Here is a 19,265-nt window from a genome sequence, read left to right as displayed (position 1 = left end):
CGCGGAAAACCGCAGCTTCCTACAGCGTCCGTGAGCGGGGATGATCACGTCCACCGTAGAGATCTCGGGAAAGACGCCGGGGCGTCCAACACGATAATGGAGGTCCAGTAGATACGCTCCCGGCGGCGGATTCACGAGTACCGGCTGCCTGCCGGGTACCTAAGCCGGCGCGGACATCGCCGGGTTAGGGAAGCAGCAGCACCTTTCCGGTGGTCCTGCGGCCCTCAAGGTCCTGCTGGGCGCGGGTGGCCTCGGCCAGCGGATAGGTGGCGCCGATCCGGACATCCAGCGTGCCCTCGCGGACCATCTCGAACAGCTCGTGGGCGCGCCACTGCCGTTCTTCGGGGGTGAGCAGGTAGTCGCCCAGGGTGGGACGGGTCAGGAACAGCGAGCCCGAGGAGTTCAGCCGCTGAATGTCGAAGGGTGGCACCTGCCCCGAGGCGCCGCCGAAGAGCACCAGCATGCCGCGCTTGCGCAGGCTGGCCAGGGAGCCGTCAAACGTGGCCTTCCCGACGCCGTCGTACACCACGTCCACACCCTTTCCGTCGGTCAGGTGGCGGACCTCCTCGGCAAAACCGTCATAATCCAGCGCATGGTCGGCGCCGGCGGAGCGCGCCAGGTCCCGCTTCTCCTCGGAGGAGGCGGTGGTGATGACCCGGGCGCCCTTGGCTTTGAGCAGCTGGATCAGCAGCAGCCCTACGCCGCCGGCGCCGGCGTGGGTCAGGACGGTCTGGCCCTCTTCCACGGGAAAGGTGGAATTGCAGAGGTAATGCGCCGTCATACCCTGCATCGGCAGCGCTGCCGCCACTTCCTCGCTGACGCCCTCGGGAATGGGCAGCGCCTTGTCAGCCTCCATGATCGTGTATTCCGAGTAGGTGCCGCCGCCTTCGGCCGTCGCCACCCGTGAACCCTCGCGGAATGCGGTCACGTCGCGGCCTGCCGCCACTACGGTTCCGGCCGCTTCGGCGCCGGGAATGAAGGGATAATCCATGGGGTAGACACCGCTGCGCTTGTAGGTGTCGATGAAGTTCACGCCCGCCGCCGCAACCCGGACCAGCAGTTCCTTGGGCCCGGGCTCGGGCAGGTCGACGTCTTCGTAGCGCAGGATTTCCGGCCCGCCGGGGGCGGGGACCACAATAGCTTTATGCATGGATTGTCTCTTCTGTTGCAGGCATCGGTGTCGCTGCCATCGTAGGGCACCGTCCGTGCCGGCGCACCGGAGCTTCCCCACCAGTTGCCGCAGGCGGCGAAATCAGCAGCCGCGTCATCTATGCATAATTATGAAGGTGTATGCATAAATCTACTGTAGGGTGAAGCCATGACCATTTCAGTTGCTGTCTCAGGAGCCTCCGGATACGCCGGAGGTGAAGTGCTGCGCCTGCTGGCCGGACATCCCTCCGTCACTATCGGCGCCATCACAGCCCACAGCAACGCCGGTTCCCGGCTGGGCGAGCTGCAGCCCCATCTGCATGCGCTCGCCGACCGGGTCCTCGCTGACACCACGGTGGAAAACCTGGCCGGGCACGACGTCGTTTTCCTCGCCCTGCCGCACGGCGCCAGCGCCGCCATCGCCGCGCAGCTTGATCCGTCCGTGCTCGTGATTGACGCCGGTGCCGACCACCGGCTCGAAGATCCGCTGGCCTGGGAGAAGTTCTACGGCTCGCCGCATGCCGGTTCCTGGCCGTACGGGCTGCCCGAGCTGCCCGGCCACCGCGACCGCCTCAAGGGCGCTACCCGCATTGCCGTTCCGGGCTGCTATCCCACGTCCTCGCTGCTGGCGCTGACGCCGGGCTTCTCGGCCGGGCTGCTGGAGCCCGACGACGTCGTCATCGTCGCTGCCTCGGGCACCTCGGGTGCGGGCAAGGCAGCCAAGCCGCACCTGCTCGGGTCCGAAGTGATGGGCGGAATGAGCCCCTACGGCGTGGGCGGCGGACACCGCCACACCCCCGAAATTGAACAGGGCCTCTCAGCCGCAGCCGGCGAGAGCGTTGCCGTGTCCTTTACGCCCACCCTGGCGCCCATGTCCCGCGGCATCCTCACCACCGCCACGGCCAAGGTCCGCCCCGGCGTCAGCGCCGGACAGCTGCGGTCCGCATGGGAAGAGGCATACGGCGGCGAGCACTTTGTCCGGCTGCTTCCCGAAGGCCAGTGGCCGGCCACCAAGATGGTGGTGGGGTCCAACTATGCAGCGCTGCAGCTGGCGTATGACGCCCGCGCCAACCGCGTGATCGTCACCTGCGTGATCGACAACCTGAACAAAGGCACCGCCGGCGGCGCGGTGCAGTCCATGAACATTGCCCTCGGCCTGGAAGAAACCGCCGGACTGACAACGCAGGGAGTTGCCCCGTAATGAGCACCACCGACAACAGCACGGCACCCGGAAGCACCTCCGAAGCCAACGGCACGGGTGCCGGCACCGGGATCACCGCTCCGGCAGGATTCCGCGCCGCCGGCATCACCGCCGGCCTGAAGCTCTCCGGCGGACGCGACATGGCGCTGGTGGTCAACGACGGCCCGTCGAAGGCCGCGGCAGCGGTCTTCACCCGCAACCGGGTAGCCGCCGCACCCGTGCACTGGTCCCGCCAGGTCATCTCGGACGGACGCGCCGACGCCGTCATCCTCAACTCCGGCGGCGCGAACGCCTGCACCGGCCCGCAGGGCTTCCAGAACACCCACGCCACCGCCGAAAAAACCGCCGAAGTCCTGGGCCTGTCGGCGTCCGACGTTGTGGTCTGCTCCACCGGCCTGATCGGCGAGCAGCTGCCGATGGACAAGATCCTCCCCGGGGTGGAGGCAGCAGCCAAGGCCCTGGCCGCCGACGGCGGCGCCTCCGCGGCCGAAGCCATCATGACCACCGACACCGTCTCCAAGCAGGCCGTCTTCACCGGCAGCGGCTACAGCATCGGCGGCATGGCCAAGGGCGCCGGCATGCTGGCTCCGGGCCTGGCCACCATGCTTGTGGTGCTGACCACCGATGCGCTGCTGCCGGCCGCCGAGTTGGATGCCGCCCTGCGCGCCGCCACCGCCGTCACCTTCGACCGCACGGACTCGGACGGCTGCATGTCCACCAATGACACCGTGGTTCTGATGGCGTCCGGCGCCTCCGAAACCGTTCCGGAGGCCGGGGAGTTCACCGCCGGCCTCACCGAGGTCTGCCATTCCCTGGCCCAGCAGCTGATCACCGACGCCGAGGGCGCCAGCCACGACATCGCCGTCACCACTGTGAACGCCGCCACCGTCGCCGACGCCGAAACCGCCTCCCGCGCCGTCTCCCGTTCCAACCTGTTCAAGACCGCCATCTTCGGCAACGACCCCAACTGGGGCCGGGTGCTCTCGGCCGTGGGCACCACGGATGCCGCCTTCGAGCCGGACCGGATCAACGTCACCATCAACGGCGTGCAGGTCTGCCGCGACGGGGGCATCGGTGATTCCCGGGACCTGGTGGACCTGACCGGCCGCCGGGTTACGGTGGAAATCGACCTGAACGCGGGCACGGAAAGCGCCACCATCTGGACCAATGACCTGACCACGGACTACGTCCACGAAAACTCGGCCTACAGCAGCTGATCGGGGACATCATGAGCACACCCACAGAAGCCAAAGAACAGCTGGCCGCCCAGGACAAGGCCGCCACCCTCATTGAGGCGCTGCCCTGGATCCAGCGGTTCGCCGGTTCCATCATGGTCATCAAATACGGCGGCAACGCCATGGTCAACGATGAGCTGCGGCAGGCCTTTGCCGAGGACATCGTCTTCCTGCACCACGTGGGCGTCCACCCCGTCGTCGTGCACGGCGGCGGCCCGCAGATCAGCGCCCTGCTCGAACGCCTGGGCATCAAGTCCGAATTCAGGGGCGGACTGCGCGTCACCACCCCCGAAGCGATGGACGCCGTGCGCATGGTCCTCACCGGGCAGGTGGGCCGCGAGCTGGTCGGGATGATCAACGCCCACGGCCCCTACGCCGTCGGGCTCTCCGGTGAAGACGGCGCGCTCCTGCGGGCCGAACGCATCGGCGCGGTGGTGGACGGCGAGGAGGTTGACCTCGGACTGGTCGGTGAAGTCACCGGCGTGAACCCCGGCGCCATCGTGGACCTGCTGGAAGCCGGGCGGATTCCCGTCATCTCCACAGTGGCTCCTGAAGTAAACGACGACGGCGCGCCCACCGGCCAGGTGCTGAACGTCAACGCCGACACCGCGGCGGCAGCCCTGGCCGTCGCCCTGGGCGCCTCGCGGCTGGTGGTGCTCACCGACGTCGAAGGCCTGTACGCGGACTGGTCGGACAAGTCGTCGCTGATTTCCTCGCTCACCGCCGGTGAGCTGCGGGGCATGCTGCCGTCCCTGGAAGCGGGCATGATCCCCAAAATGCGGGCCTGCCTGGCCGCGGTCGACGGCGGAGTGGACCGCGCCGCCGTCGTGGACGGCCGGATGGCCCACTCCATGCTGCTGGAAGTCTTCACCACTGCCGGCATCGGCACCCAGGTTATTCCGGAGGAGAAGCAGTGAGCAGCGCCACAAGCAAACACATCGAAGCCGACGCCGCCCTGGCGGAACTGACGGGCACCTCGCAGGACTGGCTGCGCCGCTACGGATCTTCCCTGATGGGCGTCTTCGGCACTCCCCAGCGCGTGCTGGTCCGGGGCAGCGGCTGCACCGTCTGGGACGCCGACGGCAAGGAATACCTGGACCTGCTCGGCGGCATTGCCGTCAACGCGCTGGGCCACGCACATCCCTTCCTGACCTCGGTGATCAGCAGCCAGCTGGCCACCCTGGGCCACGTGTCGAATTTCTTCACCAGCCCCACGCAGGTGGCGCTGGCGGAAAAGCTGCTGCAGCTGGCCGGGGCGCCGGAGGGCTCGAAGGTCTTTTTCGCCAACTCCGGCACCGAAGCCAATGAAGCGGCGTTCAAGCTCGCCCGCCGCAACACCGGTTCCGCTGCAACCGGCGGCGCCGTGCGGCGCACCCGGATCCTTGCCCTCGACGGCGCGTTCCACGGCCGGACCCTGGGTGCGCTGGCGCTGACCGCCAAAAAGGCCTACCGGGAACCGTTTGAGCCGCTGCCCGGGGGAGTCGAGCACATCCCGTTCGGGGACGTGGACGCCCTGCGCGCCGCCGTGGATGACACTGTTGCCGCCGTCTTTGTCGAGCCGATCCAGGGTGAAGCCGGGGTGCGGCCGCTGCCTGCGGGCTACCTGCAGGCAGCGCGGGAGATCACGGCCGCCGCCGGTGCGCTGCTGATCGTGGACGAAGTGCAGACCGGTATCGGCCGCACCGGACAGTGGTTCGCCTCGGAGGGTGTGCTGCCCGACGCCATGACCCTGGCCAAGGGCCTGGGCGGCGGCTTCCCGGTGGGCGCGCTGATCACCTTTGGCGAGACGGCGTCGTCGCTGCTCTCCGCCGGCCAGCACGGAACCACGTTCGGCGGAAACCCGGTGGCGACCGCCGCTTCGCTGGCGACCCTGCACGTCATCGAATCCGCCGGACTGCTGGATCAGGTCCGGGACACCGGGGCGTACCTGAGGGCCGCACTGGCAGCCGTTCCCGGCGTTGCCGAGGTGCGCGGGGAGGGCCTGCTGATCGGCTTCGACCTGGACCGGGATGTGGCCCCGGCCGCCGTGGCCGCCGCACTGGACGCCGGATTCATCATCAACTCCACCGGACCGCACACCCTGCGCCTGGCCCCGCCGCTGATCCTCACCCGCGGCCAGGCCGACTCATTTGTGAACGCACTGCCGGGGATCCTGGCCGCCGCCCGGTCCGCCGCAGAGACAGAAGGACAATCATGACCCGCCATTTCCTGGTCGACACCGACCTCACCCAGGCCGAGCAGACCGAAGTGCTGGACCTTGCCGACGCGCTGAAGCAGGACCGCTACAAGTACCAGCCGTATGCCGGTGCATCGACCGGCCGCAAGACGGTGGCGGTTATTTTCGACAAGACCTCCACCCGCACCCGCGTGTCCTTTGCCGCCGGGGTGGCCGATCTCGGCGGCGTGCCGCTGATCATCGGCGCGGGGGAGTCCCAGCTCGGGCACAAGGAAAGCGTCGCGGACACCACCAAGGTGCTCGAACGCATGGTCTCCACCATCGTCTGGCGCACCTACGCGCAGTCCGGGCTGGAGGAAATGGCGGCGAATTCCGGCGTGCCCGTCATCAACGCGCTCTCCGATGACTATCATCCCTGCCAGCTGCTGGCGGACCTGATGACCATCCGCGAGCACAAGGGCGCCCTGGCCGGCCTGACCCTGACCTACCTGGGGGACTGCGCCAACAACATGGCCAACTCCTACCTGCTGGCCGGAGTCACTGCCGGCATGCACGTCCGGGTGGCCGGGCCGGTCGGCTACCTGCCCGATCCGTTGATTGTCGACGCCGCCGCGACCCGTGCCGAGGAAACCGGCGGTTCGGTAATGATCACCACCGATCCGGCTGAAGCGCTGGCCGGAGCCGACGTCGTTGCCACGGACACCTGGGTCTCCATGGGCCAGGAAGATGAAAAGGCTGCCCGCTCCGAGCTTTTCCGCGATTACGCGGTGGACGGCACAGCGATGGCGCAGGCCGCGGAAGACGCCGTCGTGCTGCACTGCCTGCCGGCCTACCGCGGCTACGAAATTTCCGCAGACGTCATTGACGGACCCCAGTCAGTGGTCTGGGACGAGGCCGAAAACCGGCTGCACGCGCAGAAGGCACTGATGGTGTGGCTGGTGGCGCGCTCGGGCCTGACCGGCGTTCCGGAGGGCAAATCATGAGCATGCCGGCCACCAAAACCGCACGCCAGGCGCGCATCCGCGCCCTGCTGACCGGATCCTCGGTCCGGTCCCAGGCGGAACTCGCCGCCCTGCTGGCCGACGACGGCGTCCAGGTCACCCAGGCCACGCTGTCCCGGGACCTGGTGGAACTGGGAGCGGTGCGGATGCGCGGCAAGGAAGGGGTGCTGGTGTACGCGGTGCCCTCCGAGGGCGGCGAACGCGCACCGAAGTCCGGGGTGACCCAGGAAGTCCTCGACGCCCGGCTGGCCCGGCTCTGCGGCGAACTGCTGGTCACCGCGGAGGCCTCCGGCAACATCGTGGTGCTGCGCACCCCGCCCGGCGCCGCGAACTTCCTGGCCCTGGCCATCGACCACTCGGTGATGCCGTCCATTCTGGGCACCATCGCCGGTGACGACACGGTGGTGATGGTCACCCGGGAGCCCGACGGCGGCGCCGACGTCGCGGCCCGCTTCCTGCGCATAGCGGATGAAGCCACGGCCAACGGCCAGGCTCCGGACAGCCGCATCCTGTAGCTGTCCCCACAAAACTTTCCACCTACCTTCATCAACAAGCAGCCTGCAGAGGCTGCACCAAGCAAGAGGAGCGTATTTCGTGAGCGAACGCATTGTTCTGGCCTACTCCGGTGGCCTTGATACATCGGTGGCCATCGGCTGGATCGCCGAGGCAACAGGTGCCGAAGTTATCGCCGTGGCGGTCGACGTCGGACAGGGCGGCGAGTCCCTGGAAACCATCCGCCAGCGCGCCCTCTCCTGCGGCGCCGTCGAGGCCTATGTTGCCGATGCCCGGGACGAATTCGCCTCCGAGTACTGCATGCCGGCGCTGAAGGCCAACGGCCTGTACATGGATTCCTACCCGCTGGTTTCGGCGCTGTCCCGCCCGGTGATCGTCAAGCACCTCGTCGCAGCCGCCCGCCAGTTCGGGGCCACCACCGTGTCCCACGGCTGCACCGGCAAGGGCAACGACCAGGTCCGCTTCGAGGTCGGCATCCAGACCCTGGGCCCGGACCTGAAGTGCATCGCACCGGTCCGCGACCTGGCCCTGACCCGCGACAAGGCCATCGCCTTCGCTGAGGAAAAGAACCTGCCGATCGTCACCACCAAGAAGAACCCGTTCTCCATCGACGCCAACGTCTGGGGACGCGCCGTGGAGACCGGTTTCCTGGAAGACATCTGGAACGGCCCCACCCCGGATGTGTACGAGTACACCTCCGATCCCGCCGCCGGCCTTGCCGCCGACGAAGTGGTCATCACCTTCAAGGAAGGCATTCCGGTAGCGATCGACGGCAAGCCCGTCACCCCGCTGCAGGCCATCGAGCAGATGAACCTGCGCGCCGGTGCCCAGGGCATTGGCCGCATCGACATCGTCGAAGACCGCCTCGTGGGCATCAAGAGCCGCGAAATCTACGAAGCCCCCGGTGCCATGGCGCTGATGGCTGCCCACCGCGAGCTCGAAAACGTGACCGTGGAGCGCGAGCAGGCCCGCTTCAAGAAGACTGTTGGCCAGCGCTGGACCGAACTGGTCTACGACGGCCAGTGGTTCTCCCCGCTGAAGAAGTCCCTGGACGCCTTCATCGAGGACACCCAGAAGTACGTCTCCGGCGACATCCGCATGACGCTGGAAAGCGGCCGTGCCGTAGTGACCGGACGCCGGTCCGACACCTCGCTGTACGACTTCAACCTCGCCACCTACGACACCGGCGACAGCTTCGACCAGTCCATGGCCCGCGGCTTCATCGAGCTGTTCGGGATGTCCTCCAAGGTGGCCTCCGGCCGCGACCAGCGTGCGGCGGAAGGTAAGTAGGAATGGCTAACGGCAAGCCGCCGGTTGAACCGGCCGGAACCGCAGCTGCGGGTTCCACCGTCCAGGGTGCCCTGTGGGGCGGCCGCTTTGCAGGCGGTCCCGCCGACGCCCTCGCGGCGCTGAGCAAGTCCACCCACTTCGACTGGCGGCTTGCCGGCTATGACATTGCCGGTTCCCGGGCGCACGCCCGCGTGCTCCACACCGCCGGTCTGCTGGATGACGCAGAGCTGGACGGCATGCTCGCAGCCCTGGACGAGCTCGACGCCGATGTCCGCTCGGGTGCCTACGCCCCGGCGGAGTCCGATGAGGATGTCCACGGTTCCCTGGAACGCGGCCTGATTGAGCGTGCCGGTCCGGCGCTGGGCGGCAAGCTGCGCGCCGGCCGGTCCCGCAATGACCAGATCGCCACGCTGGGACGCATGTACCTGCGCGACCACGCCCGCATCATTGCCGCCGGTGTCCTGGCGACGGTTGATGCCCTGGTGGAGCAGTCCGAAAAGCATCTGGGGGTGGCCATGCCCGGCCGCACCCACCTGCAGCACGCCCAGCCGGTGCTGCTCAGCCACCATCTGCTGGCCCATGCCTGGGCGCTGCTGCGAGATGTGCAGCGGCTCATGGACTGGGACAAGCGGGCCGCGGTGTCCCCGTACGGTTCCGGTGCCTTGGCCGGTTCCTCGCTGGGCCTGGATCCCAACGCCGTTGCCGCCGAACTCGGGTTTGAGTCCGCCGTCTGGAACTCCATTGACGGCACCGCCTCGCGCGATGTCTATGCGGAGTTCTCCTGGGTGGCGGCCATGATCGGCGTTGACCTGTCCCGGATCAGCGAGGAAATCATCATCTGGGCCACCAAGGAGTTCTCCTTTGTGACCCTGGATGATGCCTTCTCCACCGGGTCCTCCATCATGCCGCAGAAGAAAAACCCCGATGTGGCCGAGCTGGCCCGCGGCAAGGCAGGCCGCCTGATCGGTGACCTGACCGGACTGCTGGCCACGCTCAAGGGACTGCCGCTGGCGTACAACCGGGACCTGCAGGAAGACAAGGAGCCGGTGTTCGACGCCGCAGACACCCTGGAAGTCCTGCTTCCGGCGGTCTCCGGAATGATCGCCACGCTGACGTTCAACACTGAACGCATGCAGTCCCTGGCACCGCAGGGTTTCGCCCTCGCCACGGATATTGCCGAGTGGCTGGTCCGCCAGGGGGTTCCGTTCCGCGAGGCGCATGAGCTTTCGGGTTCGGCAGTAAAGCTGGCCGAGGGCCGCGGCGTCGAGCTGTGGGACCTGACGGATGAGGACTACGCCGGCATTTCCGAGCACCTCACCCCGGAGGTCCGGACGGTGCTGAGCACCGAAGGTTCGCTGGCCAGCCGCAGCGCGCAGGGCGGCACCGCCCGGTCCGCCGTGGAGCAGCAGCTTGCCGCGCTGAAAAACGAGCTGCAGACGGCCCGCAGCTACACGGCCTAGCCCAGCTGCGCGGGGGTACGGCCCGGGGCTCAGCCTGGCTGTCGCCGGCGGCGTCGGCTGGGCAGTATCCCCCAACCGGTGCCGGCACTGCCCCTGCGGAGATTTCCGCAGGGGCAGTGCCGTGTTCGGACGTGGTCCACCCGTTCCGCCGCCGGAATTTCCACGAGCGGTCATTTGGGTGTGGTTGCGGAGGTTTCAGGCCTGCCTTTTCATGTCCCGCCGCTACCCTTGGCCCATGAGCGACTCCTTCCGGCAGATGCTGCGCGCCCTGCCCGACTTCCCGAACGACCTGCCCGCCTTCGACCCGGCCTCGGCACCGTCCGATCCGGCCGAGCTGTTCCGTTCCTGGTTGGACCAAGCCCTCGACCTCGGAGTCCGGCAGCCGCACGCCTTCTCCCTGGCGACGGCAGATGCGGGCGGAAACATCTCCTCGAGGATGCTCATCCTGAAAGGGCTCGACGGCGACGGCTGGCACTTCGCCACCTCCCGCGCCTCCCGCAAAGGCCTGGAACTGTCGGAGAACCCGCGGGCCGCCATGAATTTCTACTGGTCGGAAATGGGGCGCCAGATCCGGGTCAGCGGCGCCGTCGTGCAGCTGTCCGAGGCTGCCTCGGCGCGGGACTGGGCGGAGCGTCCGTCCGCCGACGGCAGCGCAAACCCCGATTGGCAGCTCTATGCCGTTCAGCCTCGGGAGATCGAATTCTGGCAGGCAGACCCCGGCCGCCGGCACATCCGGCACCGCTACGAGCTGTAGCCGCGGCGGCAGCCACCGACACCGGTCAACCGCGGGTTGCACGCTGCCCTGTTTCCCGGGGACTTCCGCCTAGTGTGGGTCCATGACTGGTCTCCCCGATTCTTCCCGCCCCGGTTCTTCCCCCGCCTCTTCCGCCCCGAAGCCGGCACCCCGCCCCTCGCCGCCGCAGCTCATGGCCGGCATGGAAGCGGCCGCGGCAGCCCTGCAGGAGCACATAAAAAACCTTTCGGACGACGACGTCCGTGCTCCCTCCCGGCTCCCGGACTGGACGCGCGGCCATGTGCTGGCCCACGTGGCCGGCGTCGCCGACGGCATGGCCCGCCAGCTGGAGTACGCTGCCGGCGGAGAAACGGTAGAGCTCTACGACGGCGGTGCCGATGGCCGGAACCGGGCCATAGAAGAAGGCGCGGTCCGCAGTGCCGACAGGCACCGCCGGGAACTGAACGACTCGCTGGAACGTGTGCTCGCGGCCTTCCGCGGGCTGCAGCCAGCGGACTGGAACGCCCCCATTTCCTACCGCAGCGGCGTGGTCCGGGACGGCGGCCTGGCAATGTGGCGTGAGCTGGTGATTCACCTGACCGACCTGGACGTCGGGGTCGACGCCGACACATGGTCGCCGCAGTTCTGCGAGCACCTGTTCGGGTTCCTTGCTGCCCGCGTGCCGGCGGGAGTCCGGCTGAGGCTGCAGCCTCTCGCGCTGCCTCCGAGGGTCCTGGGCAGTTCCGCCCCGGGAGAGCCGGCCTCCACAACTATTTCGGTGAACGGCATGGCAACGGACATCGCTGCCTGGCTGGCCGGACGTACTCCCAGCCTCGGCAGCCTCCGCGCGGAAGCCGCCGCCGACGGCGTGGAACTTCCGACGCTCCTTCCCTGGCCCTCGGCGCTGCCGGCAAAGTAGCGAGAGGACCGCCTCTGCGGCGCAACGGCCCGGAAGCCTTACGGACCGTTCGCGCCGGACGCTACGCTGGAACAAGTCCAACCCGGCTGCTCCCGGACAGGAGGACATCCCATGTCGGCACGCTTCAGCGCGGCACCGGTCCCCGAGGGCCGCATTGAGAAACTCACGGACGGATACTGCGTCGCGTTCGACCGTCAGCTCGACTATCCGACGGCGCACATCTGGGACATCCTGACCAACCCCGTAAAAGTCTCGCGCTGGCTGGGACAGGTGACGCCCGGCTGGCAGCTGGGCAAGGAATACACGCTGGACATGGAGGGCGGCAGCAACTCCGGAACCGTCCTGCAGCTTGAACCGCGTTCCAGCCTGCAGATCACCTGGGAAGACGAGCTGGGGCTGGAATCAGTCCTGGAATGGCAGGTGCTGGAAAGCGGCGGGGGAGCCCTGCTGCAGTTCCGCTCCCGGACCGACAGCCCTGATTTCCTCGCTGAAGGCAGTGCGGGGTGGCAGGGCATTTTGCACTCGTTTGCCAACGTGGCAGCAGGGCGGGACCCGGACCCGGACAGCACGGCGGACTGGCTGGCGCTGCGTGACGCCTACGCGAGGGACTTCAATGTGTCGCCGAGCATGGGGGTTGTGTCGGGCACGGGAGCCGACGCCGAGTTGGTCTTCGAGCGCTGGTACCGAGCTCCCGGCGAGGACGTGGAAGCCGCGCTCGACGCCGTCAGCCGGAGCCGGGGCATTGGCGGTGACGCGCAGCTGGAGATGGCTGCGCACGGCGAAGAAACCCGGATGGTCATCCGTGAACCTGTCCCGGAAAGCCCGGACGAGGCCGCCGGACTGCTGGCAACCTGGCATGCCGCGCTCGATTCCGTGTGCGACCGGCTCGACGGCAACACTCCGCACCCCAACTCGCACCGGCTTGCAGCGCTGCAGCGTTTCTACCGCTCCATGCTGTAGGCGCGCGTGCGCAGAACCCCGCCCCCGCACCAATTCCTCGGCGCGGGCCCGGTCTTGCTACGGTCGAAGACATGGAAGAGACAGGCGAACGATCACGGCTTGCAGTGCCGGCCACCGAGGCGGCCCGCCTCCTGCTGGGGTCCACCCTCACGCACGACGGCGGCGGGGAGCCGGTAACCGTCCGCGTCACCGAAGTGGAGGCCTACATGGGAGACGTGGACCCCGGATCACATGCCTTCCGCGGACGCACCGCCCGGAACAACACCATGTTCGGTCCGGCCGGGCACTTGTACGTGTACTTCACCTACGGTATGCACTACTGCGCCAACGTGGTCTGCGGCGAGGACGGGCACGCCACCGGGCTCCTGCTGCGGGCGGGGGAAATCATCAACGGCCGCGAAACCGCCAGGGAGCGCCGCGGCAACCCGCGCACCGACCTGGACCTGGCCCGCGGCCCGGCCCGGCTGGCACAGGCGCTGGGCATCAATCGTGCCCTGGACGGCGCCGACGTGTTCGCCGCCCCGCTGCGGCTGGAGCTGCCTGCCGCCCCGGTGCCGGAGCAGCTGGTCTCCACCGGCCCCAGAGTGGGCGTGAGCGGGCCGGGCGGCAGTATCGAATATCCCTGGCGGTTCTGGCTCACCGGGGATCCCACCGTTTCCAAGTACCGCCCCGCACAGCCGCGGCGCCGGACGGCCGCAGGAGCGACGGCCCTCCGGCCCTGAACGCACAACGGCGTTCGGGATGAGTGCCATCCCGAACGCCGCCCGTGAAGCAAGCTGTCAGGAGCGCGGAAGCGGAGCCTGTGCTGAAATGAGCTTGTTTTCCAGCAGCTCGTCCCAGAAGGCACCCGGGATTTCAGCCTTCATGGCGGCAATATCCTCCACGACGCGTTCGGGCCGGCTGGAGCCCGGGATGACCGCAGCCACAGCTGGGTGGGCGGTGGAGAACTGCAGGGCAGCGGCCTTGAGGCTCACCCCGTGCCGGGAGGCGATGGAGGTCAGTTCAGCGATCCGTGCCTTGACCTGCGGGGGGATTTCGGCGTAGTCGAAGTAATCGCCGCCCAGCAGTGCGCCGGAGTTGAACGGTCCGCCGACCACGATGCCCACGCCCTTCTCCAGCGCAGCGGGCATCATGCGCTGCAGGGCACGCTCGTGCTGCAGCAGCGTGTACTGCGTGGCGGAGAGGCTCATGGTCGGAGCAGCCTCGTCCATGTCCATCGCCAGCTCGATGGGCTCGGTGGTGTTGACGCCGAGGCCCCACCCGTTGATGACGCCCTCGTCCTGCAGCCGGGCGAGGACCCGGAACGCGCCGGTCCTTGCCTCGTCGAACTTGCTGACCCATTCATCCCCGAGGAAATCCCGGGACGTGTCATGGATGAACACAAAGTCCAGCCGGTCCGTCTTCAGCCTGTTTAGGCTCTGCTCGATGGACCGCAGGGTCGCATCCGCGGTGTAATCCGTGGCGATCTTGTTCGAACGCCCATGGTTGAAGAGGCCGGAGCCTTTCTCCTCCTCTTCATCCAGAATCAGCCGCCCTACTTTGGTGCTCAGCGCATACTCATCGCGGTTGTACTGCGAGAGGACCTCGCCCAAGCGTGATTCCGCCAGGCCGGCTCCGTAGAAGGGCGCGGTGTCGAAGTAGCGGATGCCTGCGTTCCAGGCGGCTTCCACCGTTGCCAGCGCTTCCTCCTGGGGAATGTCGCGGAACATGTTTCCCAGCGGGGCCGTGCCGAATCCAATCTTGTTCTGAAGCACTTCGTGCAGGTTAGCCATATGTGTTGCAATCCTTGACTGTTGGTGCCGTTAGTTCCAGTGCCCTGTCCAAAGGGCACGCAACATGCCAACCGGCGCCTGCGGCCCCTTTATTCCTCCAGCCTTTCCTCCAGCCGGTTGCCCCGCTCGGCTCCACGGCCGGCCCGGAGCCGGTCGCGTGTGTGCCCCGCCCGCCGTCCGGGGGACGGCGGGCGGCGAGACAAGTGCCACAGGTGTCCGCACAGCTCGGGCCGGAGCGGATGCAGCCGGTAAGGTGGATGGGTGAAAGAAACGCCCGCGGATGCCGCACAGAACACTGAGTCAATAGCCGACACCATCGAACGCCTCGGAGCGGTTGTGCCGGACTACCCCAAGCCCGGCGTCGTCTTCCGGGACCTGACCCCCGTTTTTGCCGACGGACCGGCCTTCCGGGGTGTCGTGGACTCCCTGCTGGCCGAGTACGAAGGACGCTTTGACTACGTCGCGGGCATCGAGGCCCGCGGATTCCTCCTGGCGGCAGCCGCCGCTTATGCCGCCGGCAAGGGCGTCCTGACCGTCCGCAAGCCCGGCAAGCTGCCGCGCGAGGTGTTCTCGGAAAGCTACTCGATGGAATACAACGAGAACACGCTCGAGGTTCACCAGGATGATTTCCCCGCCGGCTCGCGGATCCTCATTCTCGACGACGTTCTCGCCACCGGCGGAACGCTCGGCGCCACGGCCCGCCTCATCGAGAAGGCCGGCGGAATTGTTGCCGGTTTCGGCGTCGTGCTCGAACTGCGCGACCTCGGCGGCCGCCGGGCACTGGACGGCTACTCCGTCCATGCCCTGACCACTTACTAAACACACTCCAGTACATGGCCGGGCGCCCCCGCAGGGCGCCCGGCTGTCGCGCACTTACGGTGCATCATGACCATCCCGGCAAGGGTCGGTTTCACCCGGCTAGCTCAATGCGTGGAAAAAGTCCAAATGCACGCTAAACTTGACGGTCTGCCTTTGCGAGAGGGAACGCGAACATGCCTGAAACGTCTTCTGCCCACCACGAGCTGGAACATGAGCGACACTATGTCGCCGGTTTGTACCAGCGACTCGATGAACTCCGCGAGGAAAAGCGCGAACAGCTGGCCCAGGTGCGGCGCAGCCACTCGGCCGGTTCACACCAGAACCGCTCCGAGCGCGACGCCTTTGCCACCATGTACGAGGACCGCCTGGCACAGCTGAATGCGGTGGATGACCGGCTCGTTTTCGGCCGGCTGGACCTCGACGACGGGGAGGAACGCTACATCGGCCGCATCGGCCTCTCCACGGAGGACCTTCAGCGGCTGATGGTCGACTGGCGGGCGCCCGAAGCGGGCACCTTCTACCAGGCCACCGCATTTGAGCGCCAGGGCGTGCGCCGCCGCCGCCACCTGATCCTCAAGGGCCGGAACGTGCAGGCCATCGAAGACGATGTGCTGGACTACACCATGCTCGAAGAGGAGGAGGCGCTGCAGGGCGAAGGCGCGCTGCTGGCGGCCCTGAACTCCAAGCGCACCGGGCAGATGTCGGACATCGTCGGCACCATCCAGGCCGAGCAGGACCGCATTATCCGTGCACCGCTGGCCGGCACCCTGGTGGTCCAGGGCGGCCCGGGCACGGGCAAGACCGCCGTCGCGCTCCACCGTGCCGCCTACCTGCTGTACACCCACCGCGAACGGCTGAAGTCGGCCGGCGTCCTGCTGGTGGGCCCCTCCAACGCCTTTATCCGTTACATCGAACGCGTGCTGCCCTCCCTGGGCGAGACCGGCGTCGTCATGTCCAGCCTCGGCCAGCTGATGCCGGGCATCAGTGCCGTGCCGGAAGAGAACGCCCACGTCGCCGAGATCAAGGGCCGGATCGGCATGGCGCAGGTGGTCGCCAACGCCGTCGCCAACCGCCAGCGCCTGGTGCTCGAACCGCGGCGGCTGAACGTCGAGGGAACCATCCTCACGCTGACGCCCAAAATGGTGCAGCGGGCGCGCGACAAGGCCCGCGCCACCGGTAAGCCGCACAACGAGGCGCGCGTCACGTTCGTCAAGATCCTGCTGCGCGAGCTCACCGAGCAGCTGACCGAGCAGCTGGAGGAATCAGCCGGCGCCGGCAACAGCACCGACCGCGCCTACCTGGCCGAAGACGTACGCAGCTCCCGCGATGTGCGCGTGGCCCTGAACCTGTGCTGGATGCCGATGACCCCGGAGAAACTGCTCTCCGAACTCTTCAGCAAGCCCGGCCACCTCGAGGCCGCTGCTCCCGGACTGAGCCCGGAGGAGCTTCGCCTGCTGCGCCGCAGCCCCGACGCGCCGTGGACCGAATCGGACATCCCGCTGCTGGACGAGGCCGCCGAGCTGCTGGGGGAGCTTGACGCCTCCGCCGGACGCGACCATGCCCTGCGCGAGGAACAGCGCAAGCGGGACCTGGCCAACGCCGAGCGCGCCATCGAGAACACCGAAGGGTTCCTCGAGGACTCCGGCGCCCACGGCATCCTGTCCGCCGAGGACCTCGCGGACCACAACACGGTGGGGGAGGCGCGCCTGACCGCAGCCGACCGCGCCGCCGTCGACCGCACCTGGGCGTTCGGGCACATCGTGGTGGACGAGGCGCAGGAACTTTCGGCGATGCAGTGGCGCCTGCTGATGCGCCGCTGCCCGCTGAAGTCCTTCACCGTCGTCGGGGACATCGCCCAGACCAGTTCCGCCGCCGGCGCCACTTCCTGGCAGCAGGCGCTGACGCCGTTCGTGGGGGAGCGCTGGACGCTGGAAGAGCTGACCGTGAACTACCGCACCCCGGCGCAGATCGCCGAGGCGGCAGTACGGATGGCCAACGCTGCCGGGCTGGTGGTCTCCGCACCCAAGGCAGTCCGCGAAGGCCGCTGGGCGCCGTTCATTGACCAGGTGCCGGAGGGCGGGCTGGTAACACGCCTCATGGAGGTCCTGCCCGAGGATTTGGAAGCGCTGGAAGGCGGCCTGCTGGCCATCATTGCCGAGGAACACCACCTCGACGCCGTGCGCCGCGCAGTTGGGGCCGAGTACGGCCGGCGGCTGGGCACCGGTGCCGGCGGGATGGAACAGGACATAGTGGTGACGTCACCTCGGGAGGCCAAGGGCCTGGAGTTCGACGGCGTCGTCATTCTGGAACCTGAAGAGCTGCTGACCGCTGCGGCCGGGAAGGTCGGGGACCTGTACGTGGCGATGACCCGCCCGACGCAGCGGCTGCGTCTTATTGCCGCCGGCCCGATCCCCGCTGGCATTGTTGACGAAGAAGCCTGATATTTTGGAAACCGTGACTACTGAAACCCCAGCGGGCCTGCGCGCCCAGAAGAACGATCCGACTTTCGACAACATTTGGCAGGAACTGAAGTGGCGTGGATTGGTCCACGTATCCACTGACGAGGCCGAACTGGAGAAACTGCTCGCCGGGGATTCGATCACCTACTATTGCGGCTTCGATCCGACGGCGCCGAGCCTGCACCTGGGCAACCTGGTGCAGCTGCTGACCATGCGCCGGCTGCAGCTGGCCGGGCACCGCCCGCTGGCCCTGGTGGGAGGCTCCACCGGCCTGGTGGGGGACCCGCGCCCGACGGCGGAACGCACCATGAACACCAAGGAAACCGTCTCGGAATGGGTCGGTTACCTGCAGGGACAGGTGCAGCGCTTCCTCAGCTTCGAGGGGGACAACGCCGCGCAGATGGTCAACAACCTTGACTGGACTGCACCCATGAGCGTCCTGGACTTCCTGCGGGACGTGGGCAAGCACTTCCGGGTGGGCACCATGATCAAGAAGGAGATTGTCTCCTCCCGGCTGAACTCCGACGAAGGCATTTCCTACGCCGAGTTCAGCTACCAGGTGCTCCAGGGCATGGACTACCTCGAGCTGTTCCGCAACTACAACTGCGTGCTGGAAACCGGCGGCTCCGACCAGTGGGGTAACCTCACGGCCGGCACCGAACTGGTGCGCAAGGTGGAGGGCAAGAGCGTCCACGCCATGGGCACGCCGCTGATCACCAATTCCGACGGCACCAAGTTCGGCAAGAGCGAGGGCAACGCCATCTGGCTGGACGGCAGCATGACCAGCCCGTACGCGATGTACCAGTTCTGGCTGAACACCCCCGATGCCGACGTCGTGGACCGGCTCAAGGTCTTCACCTTCCTGACGAAGGCGGAAATCGAAGAGCTGGCACGCTCCGTAGCGGAGGAGCCGCACAAGCGGGCGGCCCAGCGCCGGCTCGCGTACGACGTCACTTCGCTGATCCATGGATCAGAGGCAACAGACAAGGTGATCGCGGCTTCCGCGGCACTCTTCGGCCAGGGCGAACTCGACGGCCTGGATGAAGACACCCTGACTGCGGCCACCGCCGAGCTCCCGCGGGTGGTTGTGGACGGCAGCAGCCTGGGCATCGTTGACCTGCTGGTGGCTTCCGGGCTTTCGGCGAGCAACTCCGCTGCGCGGCGGACCGTTGCCGAAGGCGGCGCCTACGTTAACAACCGCAAGGTCACGGATGCTGAGGCAGTGATCGGCGGCGGCGAGCTGCTGCACGGCCGGTACCTGCTGCTGCGCCGCGGGAAGCGGACTCTTGCAACCGTGGAAGTCTCCGCCGTATAGTTTTAACGGCCCGTTTGAAGGCTGGTTTCCCCTCCACCGGTTCCGGAATCTTCGGAACCTGGGGGCGGGGAGCCGGCTTTCTCCGTTCCGGGAGCATCCTTCGAAAGGGGATCCGCGGAAGGGCCGCCGGGAGGCCGGTGCAGCGTGCAGGAGGTCACACTCCGGGGGTTTGCGCCGACCGCCGAGGATGTGTAAAGTTGAGTGAGTTGCCCCGGTGAGCGCCTGACAGACACTGCGAAGTGTATCTGCAAGTGAGACTCCCG

At 67.6% G+C, this 19,265-nt stretch carries 17 protein-coding genes; 15 read left to right on the top strand and 2 right to left on the bottom strand.

Annotated elements, in window-relative coordinates:
* Nucleotides 1-184: 184 nt before the first annotated feature.
* Entirely contained in the window at nt 185-1,150 is a 966-nt protein-coding gene (locus WKB88_RS17525; protein WP_341395848.1) for a quinone oxidoreductase family protein, read from the bottom strand.
* A gap of 168 nt (nt 1,151-1,318) precedes the next feature.
* Here WKB88_RS17525 and argC point away from each other — a divergent pair, with 168 nt between their 5' ends.
* From argC to WKB88_RS17465, 12 genes are all read left to right on the top strand, one after another.
* Entirely contained in the window at nt 1,319-2,350 is a 1,032-nt protein-coding gene (gene argC / locus WKB88_RS17520) for an N-acetyl-gamma-glutamyl-phosphate reductase (protein ID WP_341395847.1), read from the top strand.
* On the top strand, nt 2,350-3,567 hold the full coding sequence (gene argJ / locus WKB88_RS17515) for a bifunctional glutamate N-acetyltransferase/amino-acid acetyltransferase ArgJ (RefSeq protein WP_341395846.1): 1,218 nt from the start codon (nt 2,350-2,352) through the stop codon (nt 3,565-3,567). The genes argC and argJ overlap by 1 nt, the downstream gene beginning before the upstream one ends.
* Before the next feature lie 11 nt (nt 3,568-3,578).
* A complete protein-coding gene (gene argB / locus WKB88_RS17510) occupies nt 3,579-4,502 on the top strand; it encodes an acetylglutamate kinase (protein ID WP_341395845.1) in 924 nt (307 codons plus the stop codon).
* Nucleotides 4,499-5,782, top strand: a complete 1,284-nt coding sequence (locus tag WKB88_RS17505; protein ID WP_445818954.1) for an acetylornithine transaminase — start codon at nt 4,499-4,501, stop codon at nt 5,780-5,782. The genes argB and WKB88_RS17505 overlap by 4 nt, the downstream gene beginning before the upstream one ends.
* The gene (gene argF, locus WKB88_RS17500) at nt 5,779-6,744 is read left to right on the top strand and encodes an ornithine carbamoyltransferase (RefSeq protein WP_341395844.1); all 966 of its coding nucleotides are present in this window, start codon (nt 5,779-5,781) and stop codon (nt 6,742-6,744) included. Before WKB88_RS17505 ends, argF begins: the two co-directional genes overlap by 4 nt.
* Complete coding sequence (locus tag WKB88_RS17495; RefSeq protein WP_341395843.1) at nt 6,741-7,277, top strand: arginine repressor; 537 nt, start codon at nt 6,741-6,743, stop codon at nt 7,275-7,277. Before argF ends, WKB88_RS17495 begins: the two co-directional genes overlap by 4 nt.
* Before the next feature lie 79 nt (nt 7,278-7,356).
* The gene (locus WKB88_RS17490) at nt 7,357-8,565 is read left to right on the top strand and encodes an argininosuccinate synthase (protein ID WP_341395842.1); all 1,209 of its coding nucleotides are present in this window, start codon (nt 7,357-7,359) and stop codon (nt 8,563-8,565) included.
* Nucleotides 8,566-8,567: 2 nt separating this feature from the next.
* A complete protein-coding gene (gene argH, locus WKB88_RS17485) occupies nt 8,568-10,025 on the top strand; it encodes an argininosuccinate lyase (RefSeq protein ID WP_341395841.1) in 1,458 nt (485 codons plus the stop codon).
* A 235-nt stretch (nt 10,026-10,260) separates the two neighbouring features.
* Entirely contained in the window at nt 10,261-10,779 is a 519-nt protein-coding gene (locus WKB88_RS17480; RefSeq protein ID WP_341395840.1) for a pyridoxine/pyridoxamine 5'-phosphate oxidase, read from the top strand.
* A gap of 172 nt (nt 10,780-10,951) precedes the next feature.
* Nucleotides 10,952-11,677: a maleylpyruvate isomerase family mycothiol-dependent enzyme gene (locus tag WKB88_RS17475; RefSeq protein WP_341395888.1), complete on the top strand. Its 726-nt coding sequence runs from the start codon at nt 10,952-10,954 to the stop codon at nt 11,675-11,677.
* Between the two features lie 111 nt (nt 11,678-11,788).
* Complete coding sequence (locus WKB88_RS17470; protein ID WP_341395839.1) at nt 11,789-12,637, top strand: SRPBCC domain-containing protein; 849 nt, start codon at nt 11,789-11,791, stop codon at nt 12,635-12,637.
* 71 nt (nt 12,638-12,708) lie between these two features.
* Nucleotides 12,709-13,359 (top strand): DNA-3-methyladenine glycosylase, encoded by a 651-nt coding sequence (locus WKB88_RS17465; RefSeq protein ID WP_341395838.1) that lies wholly within the window; start codon nt 12,709-12,711, stop codon nt 13,357-13,359.
* Between the two features lie 57 nt (nt 13,360-13,416).
* Here the strand turns inward: WKB88_RS17465 and WKB88_RS17460 are convergent, their stop codons facing one another.
* The gene (locus WKB88_RS17460; RefSeq protein WP_341395837.1) at nt 13,417-14,409 is read right to left on the bottom strand and encodes an aldo/keto reductase; all 993 of its coding nucleotides are present in this window, start codon (nt 14,407-14,409) and stop codon (nt 13,417-13,419) included.
* Between the two features lie 261 nt (nt 14,410-14,670).
* On the opposite strand from WKB88_RS17460, the gene WKB88_RS17455 reads away from it, so the two are divergent.
* From WKB88_RS17455 to tyrS, 3 genes are all read left to right on the top strand, one after another.
* Nucleotides 14,671-15,228: an adenine phosphoribosyltransferase gene (locus tag WKB88_RS17455; RefSeq protein WP_445818953.1), complete on the top strand. Its 558-nt coding sequence runs from the start codon at nt 14,671-14,673 to the stop codon at nt 15,226-15,228.
* Between the two features lie 173 nt (nt 15,229-15,401).
* A complete protein-coding gene (locus WKB88_RS17450; protein WP_341395836.1) occupies nt 15,402-17,669 on the top strand; it encodes a HelD family protein in 2,268 nt (755 codons plus the stop codon).
* A 13-nt stretch (nt 17,670-17,682) separates the two neighbouring features.
* Entirely contained in the window at nt 17,683-19,002 is a 1,320-nt protein-coding gene (gene tyrS, locus WKB88_RS17445) for a tyrosine--tRNA ligase (RefSeq protein WP_341395835.1), read from the top strand.
* Nucleotides 19,003-19,265: the final 263 nt, after the last annotated feature.

Origin of the sequence: Arthrobacter sp. G119Y2 (genome assembly GCF_038069765.1) — a bacterium.
Taxonomy (GTDB): Bacteria; Actinomycetota; Actinomycetes; order Actinomycetales; family Micrococcaceae; genus Arthrobacter_B.
Note: the sequence above shows the minus strand (reverse complement) of the source record. Positions and strands in the feature narration are given on the sequence as shown.